The sequence below is a fragment of the Paenibacillus sp. FW101-FHT12H11 genome (assembly GCF_058790355.1).
Window position 1 is genome coordinate 65,113 of record NZ_JBYTCO010000012.1, and the last position, 15,708, is coordinate 80,820.

General features: G+C 49.8%; 11 protein-coding genes. 10 read left to right on the forward strand and 1 reads right to left on the reverse strand.

Annotated elements, in window-relative coordinates:
• The first annotated feature begins 27 nt into the window (after positions 1-27).
• The 10 genes from AC3WTJ_RS31890 to dgoD all read left to right on the forward strand — a co-directional run bounded on the left by AC3WTJ_RS31890 (position 28) and on the right by dgoD (position 12,882).
• Positions 28-1,785, forward strand: a complete 1,758-nt coding sequence (locus tag AC3WTJ_RS31890; protein ID WP_492525111.1) for an ABC transporter ATP-binding protein — start codon at positions 28-30, stop codon at positions 1,783-1,785.
• Complete coding sequence (locus AC3WTJ_RS31895) at positions 1,778-3,559, forward strand: ABC transporter ATP-binding protein (RefSeq protein ID WP_492525112.1); 1,782 nt, start codon at positions 1,778-1,780, stop codon at positions 3,557-3,559. The genes AC3WTJ_RS31890 and AC3WTJ_RS31895 overlap by 8 nt, the downstream gene beginning before the upstream one ends.
• Positions 3,560-3,941: 382 nt before the next feature.
• Positions 3,942-4,154 carry a hypothetical protein gene (locus AC3WTJ_RS31900; protein ID WP_492525113.1) on the forward strand — a complete coding sequence of 71 codons (213 nt, stop codon included), beginning with the start codon at positions 3,942-3,944 and terminating at the stop codon, positions 4,152-4,154.
• Between the two features lie 251 nt (positions 4,155-4,405).
• The gene (locus tag AC3WTJ_RS31905; RefSeq protein WP_492525114.1) at positions 4,406-5,755 is read left to right on the forward strand and encodes an ABC transporter substrate-binding protein; all 1,350 of its coding nucleotides are present in this window, start codon (positions 4,406-4,408) and stop codon (positions 5,753-5,755) included.
• 106 nt (positions 5,756-5,861) lie between these two features.
• On the forward strand, positions 5,862-6,746 hold the full coding sequence (locus AC3WTJ_RS31910; RefSeq protein WP_127456822.1) for a carbohydrate ABC transporter permease: 885 nt from the start codon (positions 5,862-5,864) through the stop codon (positions 6,744-6,746).
• Positions 6,743-7,558 carry a carbohydrate ABC transporter permease gene (locus AC3WTJ_RS31915; RefSeq protein WP_157318326.1) on the forward strand — a complete coding sequence of 272 codons (816 nt, stop codon included), beginning with the start codon at positions 6,743-6,745 and terminating at the stop codon, positions 7,556-7,558. The genes AC3WTJ_RS31910 and AC3WTJ_RS31915 overlap by 4 nt, the downstream gene beginning before the upstream one ends.
• Before the next feature lie 118 nt (positions 7,559-7,676).
• Positions 7,677-9,437 (forward strand): sensor histidine kinase, encoded by a 1,761-nt coding sequence (locus AC3WTJ_RS31920; RefSeq protein ID WP_492525115.1) that lies wholly within the window; start codon positions 7,677-7,679, stop codon positions 9,435-9,437.
• Positions 9,434-11,050: a response regulator gene (locus tag AC3WTJ_RS31925; RefSeq protein WP_492525116.1), complete on the forward strand. Its 1,617-nt coding sequence runs from the start codon at positions 9,434-9,436 to the stop codon at positions 11,048-11,050. The genes AC3WTJ_RS31920 and AC3WTJ_RS31925 overlap by 4 nt, the downstream gene beginning before the upstream one ends.
• Positions 11,051-11,068: 18 nt before the next feature.
• Positions 11,069-11,701, forward strand: coding sequence for a bifunctional 4-hydroxy-2-oxoglutarate aldolase/2-dehydro-3-deoxy-phosphogluconate aldolase (locus tag AC3WTJ_RS31930; RefSeq protein WP_492525117.1), 633 nt, complete (start codon positions 11,069-11,071; stop codon positions 11,699-11,701).
• Positions 11,702-11,733: 32 nt separating this feature from the next.
• Positions 11,734-12,882 carry a galactonate dehydratase gene (gene dgoD / locus AC3WTJ_RS31935; protein ID WP_492525118.1) on the forward strand — a complete coding sequence of 383 codons (1,149 nt, stop codon included), beginning with the start codon at positions 11,734-11,736 and terminating at the stop codon, positions 12,880-12,882.
• Positions 12,883-13,342: 460 nt separating this feature from the next.
• Here the strand turns inward: dgoD and AC3WTJ_RS31940 are convergent, their stop codons facing one another.
• The gene (locus AC3WTJ_RS31940) at positions 13,343-15,667 is read right to left on the reverse strand and encodes an S-layer homology domain-containing protein (RefSeq protein WP_492525119.1); all 2,325 of its coding nucleotides are present in this window, start codon (positions 15,665-15,667) and stop codon (positions 13,343-13,345) included.
• Positions 15,668-15,708 lie beyond the last annotated feature (41 nt).

Genomic DNA, 15,708 nt, shown 5'->3' on the forward strand with positions numbered 1-15,708 from the left:
ACCAAACAAAAGAAAGGACTTCTTGCGATGTGGAAACTACGATCATTTGTTAAACCTTACTGGCTGATCACCCTGCTTGCCCCTTTGCTTATGGTGATGGAGGTCTGTATGGATCTGACTCAGCCTCGCCTCATGGCGGCTATTGTAAACCACGGCGTAGCCGAGGGTAACCTCGCGCTGGTTTGGTCAACGGGCTTGCACATGTTGGGCGTTGCTTTTCTCGGCCTTGTCGGCGGAGTAGGCTGTACGTTCTTTACGGTCAAAGCCGCACAAAACTTCGGCGCTGACTTGCGGCTCAGCGTATTTGAGAAGGTGCAATCCTTCTCGTTCCGGCAGTTGGATACTTTCTCAACCGGGTCGCTGATTACTCGCTTGACCGGCGATGTGATGCAAATGCTGAACATCTTGCAAATTCTGCTGCGCCAGTTTACACGTGAGGCTTCGCTGCTTATCGGCAGCATCATCATGGCGATTGTTATTTCGCCACGGCTTTCTTTGATATTGCTAGTCGTTGTCCCGATTCAATTTCTTATTTTATTTGCGCTGATGAAACGTTCTACGCCACTTTTTCGGCTGATGCAAGCGAGGCTAGATCGCGTAAACACCGTTATGCAGGAAAGCACCACAGGTATTCGGGTGATCAAAGCTTTCGTTCGCGCCGCCTTCGAGCGTACCCGCTTCGGGAAAGCGAATACCGCCTTGCTCGACGCAAGTCTCAGCTCTGCCCGCGCTCTGGCGACAAGCGGACCGCTAATGACATTAATATTGAACATCAGCATTGTTGCTGTTCTATGGTTCGGCGGTGGGCAAACCTGGAGCGGTTCTATGGCGATTGGTGATTTAGCCGCTTTTATCATCTATATCACTCAAGTGCTCTTTTCGCTGGTTTCAATCAGCAACACGCTGATGAATATTTCCCGTGCTCAAGTGTCCGCCGAGCGAATCCGTGAAGTTTTGGAGACAGAACCGGATATGAACGAACCTGTACAGGAACGCAGCGAGGTACAGACAGAGCGGAATGCACTGGTGGCCGGCTGTGAGGTGGAGTTCGAGCATGTATCCTTCGTGTATGATTCGGCCCCCGATCAGCCTGTCCTTGAGAACATCTCTTTTAAGGCGCTGCCGGGTCAAACGATCGGTATTCTCGGGGCTACCGGCTCCGGTAAATCCACGCTCGTCAGCTTGATTCCGCGGCTTTATGACACAACGAAAGGACGAATTCTTTTAGGCGGTATCGATATAAAGGAAATGCCCGTCGAACAGCTTCGCAGTCAAATCGGCATTGTGCTGCAGCAGTCCATCTTGTTTAGCGGGACCATTCGTGAGAACCTTCTTTTCGGCAGGCCCGGAGCTACTGCGGCCGAGATCGAGGAAGCCGCCAAAGCAGCGGAAGCGGATGGTTTCATTCGGCAGTTACCCGAAGGGTACGAGGCGAAGCTGGGACAACGCGGGGTGAATCTGTCCGGCGGCCAGAAACAGCGCATTGCGATTGCCCGGGCTCTGCTCCTGCGCTCACCGCTGCTTGTCTTGGATGACAGCACCAGCGCCATCGATCTTGGCACGGAGAAGCGCATCCAGCGGTCCCTGCAGCAGCTGATGGCCGGCAGCACACGCATCATTATCGCGCAGCGCGTCACATCGGTGCTGCACGCCGATCAAATTCTTGTCCTGGATGAGGGCCGCATCGCCGCAAGGGGAACCCACGAGGAGCTGCTGGCGACAAGCGCCATCTACCAAGACATTTACCGCTCGCAGCAAGGAAAGGAGACCGCCCTTCATGGCTAAAAAGCAGACACCGGCGCAAAAACCGCGCGCCAAGCACATCGGCGCAACCCTACTTCGCATGTGGGGTTACCTTCAGCAGCAGCGCATCGGGCTAATCACGGTTATTATCCTTACTGTTGTCGGCAGCGGTCTTGCGCTGCTCGGGCCTTATTTGATAGGCGTAGCCATCGATGACTATATCGTACCGCGTGACCGCAGCGGACTGCTTGGACTCTGCCTTCTCTTGCTTGGCTGTTATTTGTTCAGCGGGGCAGCAACGTGGATTCAATCCTATGTCATGGCAGGAGTATCTCAGCGGACGGTTTGGGAAATGAGACAGGATCTGTTCCGTCACCTGCACAAGCTGCCCATCAGTTATTTTGACAAGACTTCTCACGGTGAACTGATGAGCCGCACGACGAATGACGTCGATAACGTAGCAACTACCCTCAGTCAAAACTTAACGCAGATCATTACAAGTATCGTGATGATTGTCGGTTCTTTTATCATGATGATTACTTTGAATATTTGGCTTACTCTCATTACATTGATTACGGTTCCCATCGTTCTATTCACAACGAAAAAGATTACGCGGCATACCCAGCGCCTGTTCAAAGAACAGCAGCAGCGGCTCGGCGAGCTCAATGGCTTGATCGAGGAAACCATTTCCGGGCAAAAAGTAGTCAAAACGTTCCGCCGTGAAGCCGCGACGGTCCGCCAGCTGGGTGCGATTAACAAGCAGCTCCGCACAGCCGGTACAGGCGCTCAGCAGCTTTCGGGCATGATGGGACCAAGCATGAATATGATCAATCACTTCAGCTTTATTCTGCTGGCTGCCATAGGTGGCTGGATGGTGCTCAAAGGCTGGACGATGGTTGGCGTTATTATCAGCTTCCTCAACTATTCCAGGCAGTTTAGCCGCCCCATCAACGATCTCGCGAATCAGTATAATATGATTCAATCCGGCATCGCGGGAGCTGAACGTGTATTTGAAGTGATGGATCGCGAGACGGAATACGATTCAGCGGGGAAAGCTGCAGAGCTAACGGAAGTTAAGGGCGAGGTCGCCTTTCAAAACGTCTCCTTCCGCTACACCGACGACGTACCTACGCTGAACGATGTCACGTTCGTCGCAAAGCCCGGCGATTTGATCGCCTTGGTTGGCCCGACGGGCGCAGGCAAAACGACGATCATCAACCTGCTGACCCGCTTCTACGATGTCGGCGAAGGCTCCATCACCATCGACGGCCGCGATATTCGCAGCCTCGATAAAGACAGTTTGCGCAGCCGCCTCGGCATCGTGCTGCAGGATGTCTACCTTTTCTCGGATACGATCCGAGAAAATATCCGCTTCGGCCGTCTGGACGCGACGGACGAAGAAGTCGAAGCCGCCGCGAAGCTTGCTAACGCGGACGGGTTCATTCGCAAGCTCCCTAACGGCTATGACGCCATGTTGACCGCCGGAGGCGGCAACCTGAGTCAAGGCCAGCGGCAGCTGCTCACGATTGCACGGGCGATTCTAGCCGCCCCCGCGATCCTGGTGCTCGACGAGGCGACGAGTTCCGTCGATACGCGCACCGAGCTACACATCCAGCAGGCGATGGGTGTTCTGATGAAAGGGCGCACGAGCTTCGTGATCGCCCACCGGCTCAGCACGATCCGCGAAGCGAGTGCGATTCTGGTCATCCACGGCGGCGAGATCGTGGAACGGGGTACGCACGAGGAGCTGCTGGCGCTCCGCGGGCATTATTATGAATTGTATGCCAACCAATTCAGCCAGGTTAGCTCGCTTTGAGGAGCCGTTACGATTGCGGGCTGCCTCGATGGCCTTGGCGGTCAAGCTTTCCGCTATCTCTAATTATTTAACGGACACCAGAGACGTTATTCTCGTTTATTTCCCTATTTCCCAAACGTAACGGACACCTGAGTCCTTATTAGCTAATAAATCAAGCAAAACGCACAATTTTGGTGTGAATAGCGGCTTTGGAGTCCGTTACAATTTGAAAATGGCCCAAATTCATTGAATAAGGGCTGCTCTGTCCGTTAGAAATGCAAAAAGGGGGTTCCCATTAAACAGGGGCCCTCTTTTTTTTCGTATTTTCAACCGAGAGGCTTAATATTTGGTATTATATGGATTAATAAGGTGATGAAAACTATATCTGGGAGGATAGTATACGATGGACTTTTCAGAGCTTCACCAGTTTTTTAACGATATCAGTAGTAGGATTGGAAATGTAGCAGATCAAACCAGTAACCTTTCACAACAACTACAAACAGATATAACGCAATTAAAGGCAGAATTGCATACCACAAATATTTTACTTACCTTATTTTTAATCGTGAACATTATTGGTTTAACTCTCAATTTTGTTAAAAGAGGAAAAAAATAAAGCTCGTCTTCATATCAAGTATAACGCCCTATTGGGTTGCAACTAAGTGAAGTATGTCTATTCGCTTAAGAATTGCCCTCCTAATAGGGTTTTTTTATGCTTTCAATCAGGGCACCCTACACCTAACACGAATTACCTTCAGCCGTAGTTATCCATCTTAAATCTTAGTTATATCAACACCCTACAGGATTCAGGTACTCTTAGAGATGTAAACACAGTCATTTCTAAGTACATGGGAGGTCACATATTAGATGAAAAAATCATTCAAACAATGGATTGGCGTTGGCACGACGGCTGTTATGGCAGTAGCGGTATTAGCAGGCTGCGGAAGTACAGCGAACACGACACAGCCATCTACTGCGCCAAGCGCCGGTGCTGCTGCAACCGCTAACGCCAAGCCGTTCGCAGGTAAAACGATCTCGCTTGTAACGGCCAACCACCCGTGGGCAGATGCCATCAAGCCTTTGCTGCCGGATTTCGAGAAGGAAACAGGCATCAAAGTGAATGTGGAAAGCTTTTTCGAGGATCAGCTCACACAAAAACTGACGGTTCAGTTCACATCCGGCTCCGCAACGCCTGACGTTTTCATGTACCGACCGCTTCAGGAAGGCAAGCTTTTTTACAAAAACGGCTGGGTACAGCCTTTAGATGACTACGCTCAAAAAGCGAAGGATTACGATTTCAATGATTTTTCCAAATCAGCCATCGGCTCCACAACGGTTGAATCCAAATTAGCGGGCATTCCGATTATTACGGAGCAAGAGATTTTGTACTACCGCAAGGACTTGCTGCAAAAGGCCGGCATCGCCGTTCCAAAAACATTAGATGAGCTTAATGCTGCGGTGAAAAAATTACACGATCCGAAAAACGAAATGTACGGATTCGTCGCAAGGGGCCAGCGCTCACCGCTCGTCACGCAGGTGTCGTCCTTCCTGTACTCGGAAGGTGCGGACTTCACGACAAGCGAGAAGGCGAGCATCGATACGCCTGAGGCGATCAAAGCTTTTACCACATACGGTACGCTGCTGAAAGATTATGCGCCTCCAGGTGTGCTTAACATGTCCTGGCCGCAAGCCTTTGGTATTTTCGCACAAGGAAAGGTTGCTTTCTTAACGGATGCCAACTCCTTGTACCAGAACGCCACGGATCCTGCCAAATCAAAAGTAGCTGATCAAGTCGGATTCGCAGTATTCCCTGGCGGCAAAGCGGGCTCCAAGCCTTACAGCATCACATCTTGGGGACTTGCCATGAATGCCAAATCAGGCAATAAAGATGCGACTTGGGCCTTCATCCAATGGGCGACAAGCAAAGATGTCGTGTTGAAAACGCAGCAAAAAGGCAATCCCGGCGCCCGCGCTTCGGTATGGGATAAGCCGGAAGGTACGACCGGATTCCCTGCAGAGCTAGTTCCTATCATCAAGGAAAGCGCCAAAACAGGTGTTGACCACGACCGCCCAACGGTTATCAGCGTAGGTGAGGCTCGTGATGCAGTTGGTGAAATCGTGCAGAAGGTGATGTCCGGCGAAACGAACCTCCAACCGGTCGCCGATAAAGCTAACCAAGCGCTGCAAACGATCATCGATAAAGATAAAACGAGATAAATAGATGTTTGATGGGTGAAAAGGGTCATCTGATGGCCCTTTTTCCTTTCAATCTTTCATACGTTCATACGGCTTCTATACGAAACATCAGAAAGGGTGACTTCAGGTGCAATACAGCTGGTTTAACCGCAACTTAAAATGGATTTATACCCTTCCGGCCGTCATCTTCGTCCTGCTAATGATGCTGTTTCCCATCATCTACACGGTACGCATCAGCTTTTACGAGTGGAGCATGTCCGCTACGACGCCACCTCTGTGGGTGGGCTTAGCCAACTACGCCGCTTTACTAAAAGACGAGCGCTTCTGGCATGCCGCAGGCTCGACGTTTTATTTTACCTTTGCAGCACTCGCTCTGGAGGTTATTCTTGGCATCGCCATCGCTTTGCTGCTTTCCAGAGAGTTCCGAGGAAAAAACCTCGTCAAAACAGTTTTCCTGCTTCCGATGGTTGCGACACCGGTCGCCATGGGCTTGGTCTGGATGCTGATTTATGAGCCAACAATCGGTGTCGCCAACATGATGCTCAAGTCATTAGGGCTGGAACCCTTACTATGGCTGGCTTCTCCCAATCAGGTCATTCCGTCTCTGGTCATCGTAGATGTCTGGGAATGGACGCCGATGATAGCGCTCATCATCATGGCCGGATTGGCTACACTGCCGACTGACCCTTATGAAGCCGCTGATGTGGACGGCGCAAGCACATGGAGAAAGTTCGTTTCCATCACACTTCCGCTTTTAAGACCAACGATTATTGTGGCGGCTATGCTTCGTTTGATCGACGTTTTGAAAACATTCGACATCATCTACGCAACAACCCAAGGCGGACCGAACTTCGCTTCGGAGACGCTGAATCTTTACGGTTATGTACTTGGCTTCCAATACTTCAAGCTCGGTATGGCATCGTCCCTGCTTGTCATTTTCTTCGCCCTGGTGATGGGTCTTACGTTATTTATGATTTGGATGCGTAAACGAATGGAGGGAGCAACTTCATGAAGAAAAAAAGAGGTTCACGATTGCTGCAAACCCTGCTCACCTTCATCGTGTTGATTGTTTTTGCCTTCCCGTTTGTCTGGATGCTGCTCGCTTCCTTTAAAACACAATCGCAAATTTTGTCGACCGGCCAATTGTTTATTTTCAAACCGACTTTTCATAACTATGTCAGTGTGTTCAAGGAATACGATTTCTTGAAATTCATCTGGAACAGCTTCCTTGTTGCTTTCGGTTCGACGCTGTTGTCCCTTATCCTTGGCCTGCCAGCAGCCTATGCAATTGCAAGACATCATCTACAAAAACTTGGACTTCTCATTCTAGTCGCGAGAATCATCCCAGGGATTACTTTCCTGATCCCTTGGTTCATTTTATTTTCCAAAATCCACTTGGTGGACACGTATACGGCCCTTATTCTAAGCCACATGCTCGTCGGTTTGCCTTTTATTATCTGGATCATGATCTCCTTCTTTGAAGCTTTGCCAACGGAAATCGAAGAATCCGGCCTTATTGACGGCTGTACGCATCATCAGGTTTTCCTGCGGATTATTCTGCCGATCTCCGGACCTGGCGTGATTACGGCGTCTCTGCTTTCATTTATTTTCTCTTGGAACAATTTCATGTTCTCTGTTATTCTGGCTGGGGACAAAACGAAGACGCTGCCAATCGCCGTATTTAACTTCATGTCTTATTCGGAAATTAACTGGGGCGCTCTTATGGCTGCAGCCTGCATCATTACGCTTCCGGTGCTGATCATCGCCTTAGTCTCGCAGCGCTATGTTGTCAGCGGGCTTTCCGCAGGTGCTGTAAAAGGTTAATTCCGATGGGATATCCCTGGATACAATGACGAGAGAGGTTTCCTTTCATTTGGAGGACTTCTCTCGTAGGCGTATACTCTAAGTTATAACGCTTAGCGGACCCGGAAGGTGAATTGGCATGCCCTATAAACTTAATATTTTCAGCAAAATCTTAATCATGTTGATCTTACTGCTCATTCCTATCGTGCTGCTGTACAGCTATACGAACCGGATTACGAATAACGTTGTGCAGGATCAGATTCAATCTTCGAATTTAAATCAGCTCTCCTTCTTCATGCATCAGCTGGATGCGGATGTGGAGCGGCTGGCCATGTCCCCTGTCATTCTCGGGAGCGATCCTTATATGAGGGAATACATCAACCGTAGCGACTCACCAGACTATGATGTGCTGAAAGAACAATCACGAATGATTCAAAAACTCAGCTTGCAAAGCGTCTCCAGCGGCTGGGTCAATGAACTCACGATTGCCATACCCAAGGGAAAGCAGGTGCTTTCCTCCAGTATTTTCGTCAACGGCACGGATGTGTGGCCTTGGCATCGAGCCATTCAGCGCACTTGGACCTATGAGGTACGGGAGAGCGACAAAGGGATTGGGTCGTTCATCCGGGAAATTAGCGAGCCGATCCGTGCGCAGACGGTGGACCAAGCAAACGTGCTCTATCAGGTTAGGTTCAGCGTCCAGAACATGGTGAATCTCATGGATGTGTACAAGCAGGATAAACGCAGCGACCCTTTTTTGGTTGACGGCAAGAACGCACTGATTGATAACAGCTCTTCCAATCAGCAGATTACGAATGCCATTAGAGAGCGCCTTACCCTGGATGGGGACCTTCCCAACTCCGGTCAAGTCCAGTTCGAGATCGATCGTCAGCAGTATTTGATCAGCTATGTGAAATCCACGCAGCTAGGCTGGTATTTAGTCGATTATGTGCCTGTAGAGAAAATACTTTCACCCATTACCATGACGCGCAAATTGTTCTACACCACCATCGGGCTTCTGCTCGTTATGAGTGTGCTTGCTTCTTTCCTGCTGTACCGGAATGTGCAAATACCGATTGGCAAAATGATGCAAAGCGTGCAAAAGGTAAAACGCGGTGATTTGTCCGCCCGCATCCACTATAAGGCCAAAAATGAATTTGATTTCCTCATCCAGCGGTTCAATGAAATGGCGGAGCAAATTCAAGTGCTGGTCGAAGACGTCTATGCGGAGAAAATCCGGTCTCGCGAAGCGACCTTGAAGCAGCTGCAATCGCAGATTCATCCGCACTTTCTGTACAACTCCTTGTTCTTCATCATTAATTCGGCTGAGTTGGAAGATAAGGAATCTGTCGTAGCTATGGCGCAAAATTTGGCCGAATTCTACCGCTATACGACCAGGGTTGAGAAGCAGGCCGTTAAACTGTCAGATGAGCTTGATCTGGTCGGCCATTACCTGAATATTCAGCACCTGCGTATCCATCGTTTGAAATACGATATTTCCGTTCCCGCGGATATGCTGGATGAATGGGTTCCGCGGCTAATCCTCCAGCCTTTGGTGGAGAATGCCATCCTGCACGGCATCGAACGCAGCGTGGAAGGCGATCTTATCACCATAACCGGTGAGCAGGATGAGAACTGGAACCGCGTCATCGTTGAAGATAACGGCGCAGGGCTGAACGAGGCGGGACTGGCCCGGCTGTTGGAACAGCTGCATTCCCCGATGTCGGATGACATTGGCTGCGGCACTTGGAACGTCCACCACCGGCTGTATTACCAGTTCGGAGAAGGATCAGGGCTTACTTTCTATCCCGGTGAAAAAGGAGGCTTGAAGGCTGTGTTAACTTGGAAGCGCGGTGCGCAGATGAACCTTCCGGAAGCTGGCGGGGAGAGCAAACGATGATTCAACTGTTGATTGTCGATGACGAAGCGCATGTCGTAGATCGGCTTCATGCCACGATTGACTGGGCATCCATTGGGATTGAACAAGTATTCAAAGCCTACTCAGGCAAAGAAGCATTGGAGCTCCTGGAGCAATTCTCCATCGATATTGTCCTTACCGACATTCAGATGCCAGGTATATCGGGCTTGCAGCTCATTGCCGAGATTAACCGCAGATGGCAGAAAACCAAATGCATCCTCTTATCGGGTTATTCCGATTTCAACTATGCCAAGGAAGCGATTCTTCAAGGCACGGAAGATTATTTGCTTAAACCCGTTACCGAGCCGGATTTGCTGGCTGCTGTCGGACGTGTCATGGAGAAGCTTCAGAGCGAGTGGCAGGAAGTTTTCTCCAAGCAGCGGCTAAGCTATACAGTAAGGGAAAACCTCCCTCTGCTGCGGGGAAATTTACTGAGCGACCTTCTTCAGGGGCGCAAGCTTACCGAGCAATCCCTCCGGGACAAAATGCAGATGCTGGAGCTTCCGGATTTCCATGAACATCCCTGCGTGCTCATGATGATTCGGCTGGAATCGGATTTCCTGGAGTACGATGTGAGCCGTTTATCGCTAATGGAGTATGCCATCAGCAACATGGTCGAGGAGCTGTTCGCGGAGAAATTCGATAGCTGGCACACGAAAGATGCGCATGATTATTTAATTTTTGTGATGAAAAAGAAGCCGTTGGCCGCGGATCAAGAAGACTCCTCCTGGCTCGAGAGAACCGCTTCCGTCCTGCAATCTGCCGTCAAAAATTATTTAAAAGGTAAAATCTCCATTCTGCTGAGCAGCTGGGGACAATTTCCCAGTGAGGTTACCTCCCTGTATAACGCCTCTTTGAACGCTTTTCGAAAACAAATTGGCAGTGAACATGAGCTATTGATGCGGCTCGGCGACGAATCCGTTCAGCCAGAGCTCTCCGCTCTTCAAAGACTGTACGAACCACCTACGCTCAATCATCTTCTGGAAGCCGCACGTTGGGAGGATACGGAGGATAAACTGACTCTGATTTTCGATGAAATGGAAGCGAAATTCTCCGAGTCCCAGGAGCATTTGCTGGAGGTTTACTTCTCTGTTGCGTCAGCTTTTGCGTATATTGCTCATAAAAATGGCCGACCTCTGCACCAACTCATCGGCAGTGATTACGATCGGATGACTGAGGGCATCCCGTTTCGTACGGTCAACCAGCTGCGTGATTGGACGATTCGCTCTTTGCATCGGATGAGAGAAGACATGGATCAAGAGCGAAAAGACAGCCGTGTTACCTTGATTAATGACATCAGGTCCTTTATCGATCAGCATCTGGCCAACGATGTCTCGCTGCAGTCTATTGCCGATCATGTCTTTTTGCACCCTGTGTACGTGTCTAAAATCTATAAGCTGGAAACCGGCGATAACCTCAGCGATTATGTCAATCGCGTACGAATGGATCGAGCCGCCTATCTGCTGAAGAACGGTCACGATAAAATATACGAAATCGCCACACAGCTCGGGTACCAACGTCCCCACTCCTTCAACCATGCCTTCAAAAAGCATTATGGCATGACCCCGCAGGAGTACCGTGATCAATATTCTTAGAAGAGGAGGATGTACGGTATGTCGTCGGAAGTTTTGCAGCAGTTGAAAAAAACAAAGGTCATTGCCATCATTCGCGGCATTGAGCCTTCACAGGCGCAGCCTCTTTTCGAGGCGCTTGAGCGCGGCGGCATCGCACTGGCCGAAGTGACACTGAATACGCCAAATGCACTGCAAATCATCCAGATGATGCGCAAAAAGTATGAGGGCCGCATGGCGATTGGTGCCGGAACCGTGCTGAACGCCGCGTATGCAGATGAAGCCATTCGGGCAGGCGCCCAGTTCCTGATTTCCCCGAATGTGGATCAGGGCATGATTGAAAAGGCTTTGGATAGCGAGGTGCTCCCGATTCCGGGAGCCCTTACTCCAACAGAAATTGTGCAGGCTATGAATTTCGGTGCATCCACTGTGAAATTATTCCCTTGCTCCAGCTTGGGACCTTCATATCTGAAAGAGATCAAAGGACCTCTGAACGATGTGAACCTGCTCGCCGTTGGCGGGATTACGAAGGACAATGCCGCCGCTTATCTCGACGCAGGCGCTTTTTCTGTCGGCGCGGGAGGAAGTTTGGTCTCACTTAGCGAAATTCAAAGAGGGAATTATAAAGCGATTACAACATATGCCGAGCAGCTCATGGCGGCAGTAAACCAGTAAGACATTCTAGGTTATGGGAGAGGAAATTTACCATGAAGATTACGAAATTAGAACTGTTTAAGGTGCCGCCAAGATGGTTGTTTTTGAAAATCGAAACCGATGAAGGCATTACGGGTTGGGGCGAGCCCATCGTCGAAGGGAAAGCGGATACAGTCGCAGCCGCTGTCATGGAGATGAGCGAGCACATCATCGGCCAAGATCCAATGCGGATTGAGGATATGTTTCAGGTCTTGTACCGCGGCGGTTTCTATCGCGGAGGCCCTATTCTGACCAGCGCGATCTCCGGTATCGAACAAGCGCTTTGGGACATTAAGGGGAAATTCTACAATGCCCCTATTTATGATTTGCTGGGCGGTGCGTGCCGCGAGCGCACACGTGTGTATTCGTGGATCGGCGGCGACCGTCCGAGCGACGTTGGGTTGGCGGCCAAACAGCAGGTAGCCGCGGGCTTTACAGCCGTAAAGATGAATGCCACGGAAGAAATGCATTACATCGACTCGCTCAGCAAAGTGGACGAGGCTATCGCCCGTATTGCCGCCGTCCGCGAAGCCGTCGGCCGGGATGTCGGCATTGGCATCGACTTCCACGGACGCATTCATAAGTCCATGGCCAAAATCCTCGTCAAAGAACTGGAGCCGTACCGTCCGATGTTCATTGAGGAGCCTGTTTTGCCGGAAAACAATGAGGCGCTTCGGGAGATCGCCCGCCACACCTCATGCCCGATCGCAACCGGCGAGCGCATGTACACACGCTGGGGCTTCAAAGATCTGCTGGCGCAAGGCTATGTGGACATTATTCAGCCGGATCTTTCCCATGCCGGAGGCATTCTGGAGACCCGCAAAATCGCCGCGATGGCGGAAGCCTACGACGTTGCAGTGGCGCCGCATTGCCCGCTAGGCCCTATTGCTTTGGCTTCCTGCTTGCAGCTGGACACGTGCTCCCCGAATGCTTTCATTCAGGAGCAAAGCTTGGGTATTCACTACAATCAGGGCAGTGACTTGCTCGATTATTTGAAGGATCCAGCGGTGTTCCAATACGAAGACGGCTTCGTCAAAAACCTGACCGCGCCAGGTCTCGGCATCGAAATCAACGAGGACAAAGTTCGTGAAATGGCCGCTATCGGGCATACTTGGAAAAACCCCGTTTGGCGCCAAGCGGATGGTACAGTGGCGGAGTGGTAGGATGCTGGTTCTAGCTACCTCCCCCTCTTCTGGTGATTAGGCTTAACGTGAGGCTGTATCCGAAGGTCTGTAAAGACCGGTGGGGCAGCCTTTTTTTTATTTTACAACGAGAGCTAGGGGACGGTTGCAGAAGAATCCCGCCCGCCAAAAGCAGCTCATTCGCCAGCCCTTCCAATTAGCCACTCTTCTGTAAGGGACTCAGCAGCCGTTATTCTGACGATTTCAGCTTATTTCGCGGGGCTAACGGACTGAGGAGACGCTATCTCTGAACTTTTTCGCTGTTTTTGGCATTTTCATAACCAATAACGGCTCGTGAGTCCGTTAGATTCTCGATCTACCTCAAAAGCACCAAATAGCGTCATCTCAGTCCGTTAGCGTCGGCAGCTGGGGCTCGTACACCCTCGAACAAATCAAAAACGGAGCCGCGCAAGATTTGCGGGCTCCGTTTTTCCAATAAAGATTATTTCAACTCTGCAATAAATCTGTCCATCTCACCATTCGGTGTAGTCACCGCTTCATAAACTCTGATGGACACATTATTCTGAATCTGGTTTTGAGTCAAATTGCTGAAGCTCAGCGTTTGCGAGCCGCTCACCAAACGATTTGTTCCGCTGAAAGGGAACGAACTCGAGCCTAATGAGCTGCCGGAACCATCAACCAATTCAAATTTTAATTTGGAGAAGTTATTATCTACAAGGACTTCAGGGTCACGTGTAATGTCCAAATCGAGATTTAATTTGTAGGTATAAGATAAGGACGGAGTCGTGATCGTCAGCTGAGATAAGGTCCAGCTTTTGATGTTCAACTTAAATGGATATAAGGAAACATTGTTATGATCGTTGTCGGTTTGCGTACTGACCGTGTAACTGGCAATGGTGGATTTATAACCCGTTTGGCCTTGCGTAGTGCCTGCAAGGACGCCCTGCACATTCAATTTGTACTGATCGCTTTGGTCTGTCGATGGAATCGTATAGCCATAGCTAACTACAACTCCAGTGCCAGGAGCGATGTCCGAAGTACCCAACGTTTGACGGTTTCCCGTATACGTGAAACCATCTTTCCCTGTTAAATCCGCGGCAAGTGCCGGTACTGGAATCGGCTTATCACCTTTATTGACCAGCTTGAACTTCGCTAGTCCCGTCTTATTTCCGGTTTCTTCGTTATTCGTCACATGCAATTCTTCCAACGAAACAGCCAGATTGGGATTGATGAACTCATTCCCTTGCTCGAATACCATTGGTGAACCAAAGGTATAGTTGCCTCCGGAAGGAACTGTACTTGTTTCTGTTCCGCCATTAGCCGGAAGTCCGAATCCGATGCGTCCTGTATAGTATTGAAGCGGCGTTGTTTGACCTTGTTTCAAGAAACTTTCAGGTGTAAGAACATAGAAAGCATTCAATTGCGTGCTCGCTTCCGTCGTAACCGCAAAATGGATATATTTCTGTTCTCCCGCATTCAGAGTTATTGGGGATTCCTCAACTCTTTTTCCAATAAAAGATTGCCCACTCGATTTCCCGCTAAGCGTAAAATCCGGAATGGTTTCCGCATAGCTTCCGGAGTTCTGAACTTTCACTTGTACGATATAGGTTGGCGATTGCCCTGCGAACTGCTTGGACAGGCTTGTCGCCGAATATTTCAGAGATGAAGTCACGCCTGGAATGGAGAAGGTAGCTCCCCACTCTCCCATGAGCGAAGCGTCATTAATCACCGCATCATTACCGCGCCATACGATCGATCCAACAGGAGAATCCGCAAGCAGCGTTTCCTGTTTAGGATATACTTTTGTATCCACATCGATCCAAAGGACATCTGTTAAACTTACGTCCGACTTCACATTAATATCGGTCATATAACTAAGTGTCACATCACTCTGAGGCAAAATCGAACGAGCATTGCTTGCGCTTGGCACTAACGTGTAATCCGTGCCGTCTGACGTTCTGACACGCAGTTCGTAATCAGGAACCCGTATCGTGGAATTGGACGAATTGGTTAGCTTAACGACGGTTCCGACTCTCCAACCATCTGTTGTTTTTTCCTGCAGAACACTCTTAACTTGAGCCTGTGAACCTCCTGGAAGACTATAGGCCTTCAGGTCTTCTGCATGGATTTCCGAATGCTGTCCGGAAGGCGTGCTCCCAGGTACAAATTGCTGCTTCGCTGCATAAGAGGAAGTAACCAGCAGGTCGCGTGTCGCAGGTTGGGTTCCCCCGAATGTACCGTCAGCTTGGTTGCTGAGCAGGTTCAATTGAATAGCCAACGCGGCATAACCTTTGGCCCAACTTGAGACGGTGTTATCATTAACCCCTGTAGTTCCTTTAGCTTGGGCATCTTTATTCAATCCCCGAATTAGGAAGGCTGCCAGCTGCTCTTTCGTAACTTCGCCTGCCGGGTTGTAGGTGCCTTGGCCAAAGCCGTCGGTAAGGTTAGCTGCTTTCAGCGCTTCGATATAAGGTAGGGCATAACCATTTGCCGGATCTGAGCTGCTCACATCGCTGAAACTAGATGCCTGCAAAGTTGAATCTACCTTCAATCCGAAGATTAAAGCCGCCACTTTGGCGAATTGCGCACGGTTCATTTTATCATGAAGGCCAAAAACGCCATTGCTTACTCCATCAAAAATACCTGAGGAAATCATCGCATCAAATTTAGCTTTGGTTCCCGCATCAAGCCCACTTAAATCACTGAAATCCGCTGAGGATTTTGCGCCAGTCGCACCTAGAGCTACAGATGCAAACAAAGTAACAGCCATAGCTGAGCTCACGATAACGGATAAACTTTTTTTCATTTTCGTACTCCTCTCAAAAGCTGGATATAAATCTGGATATT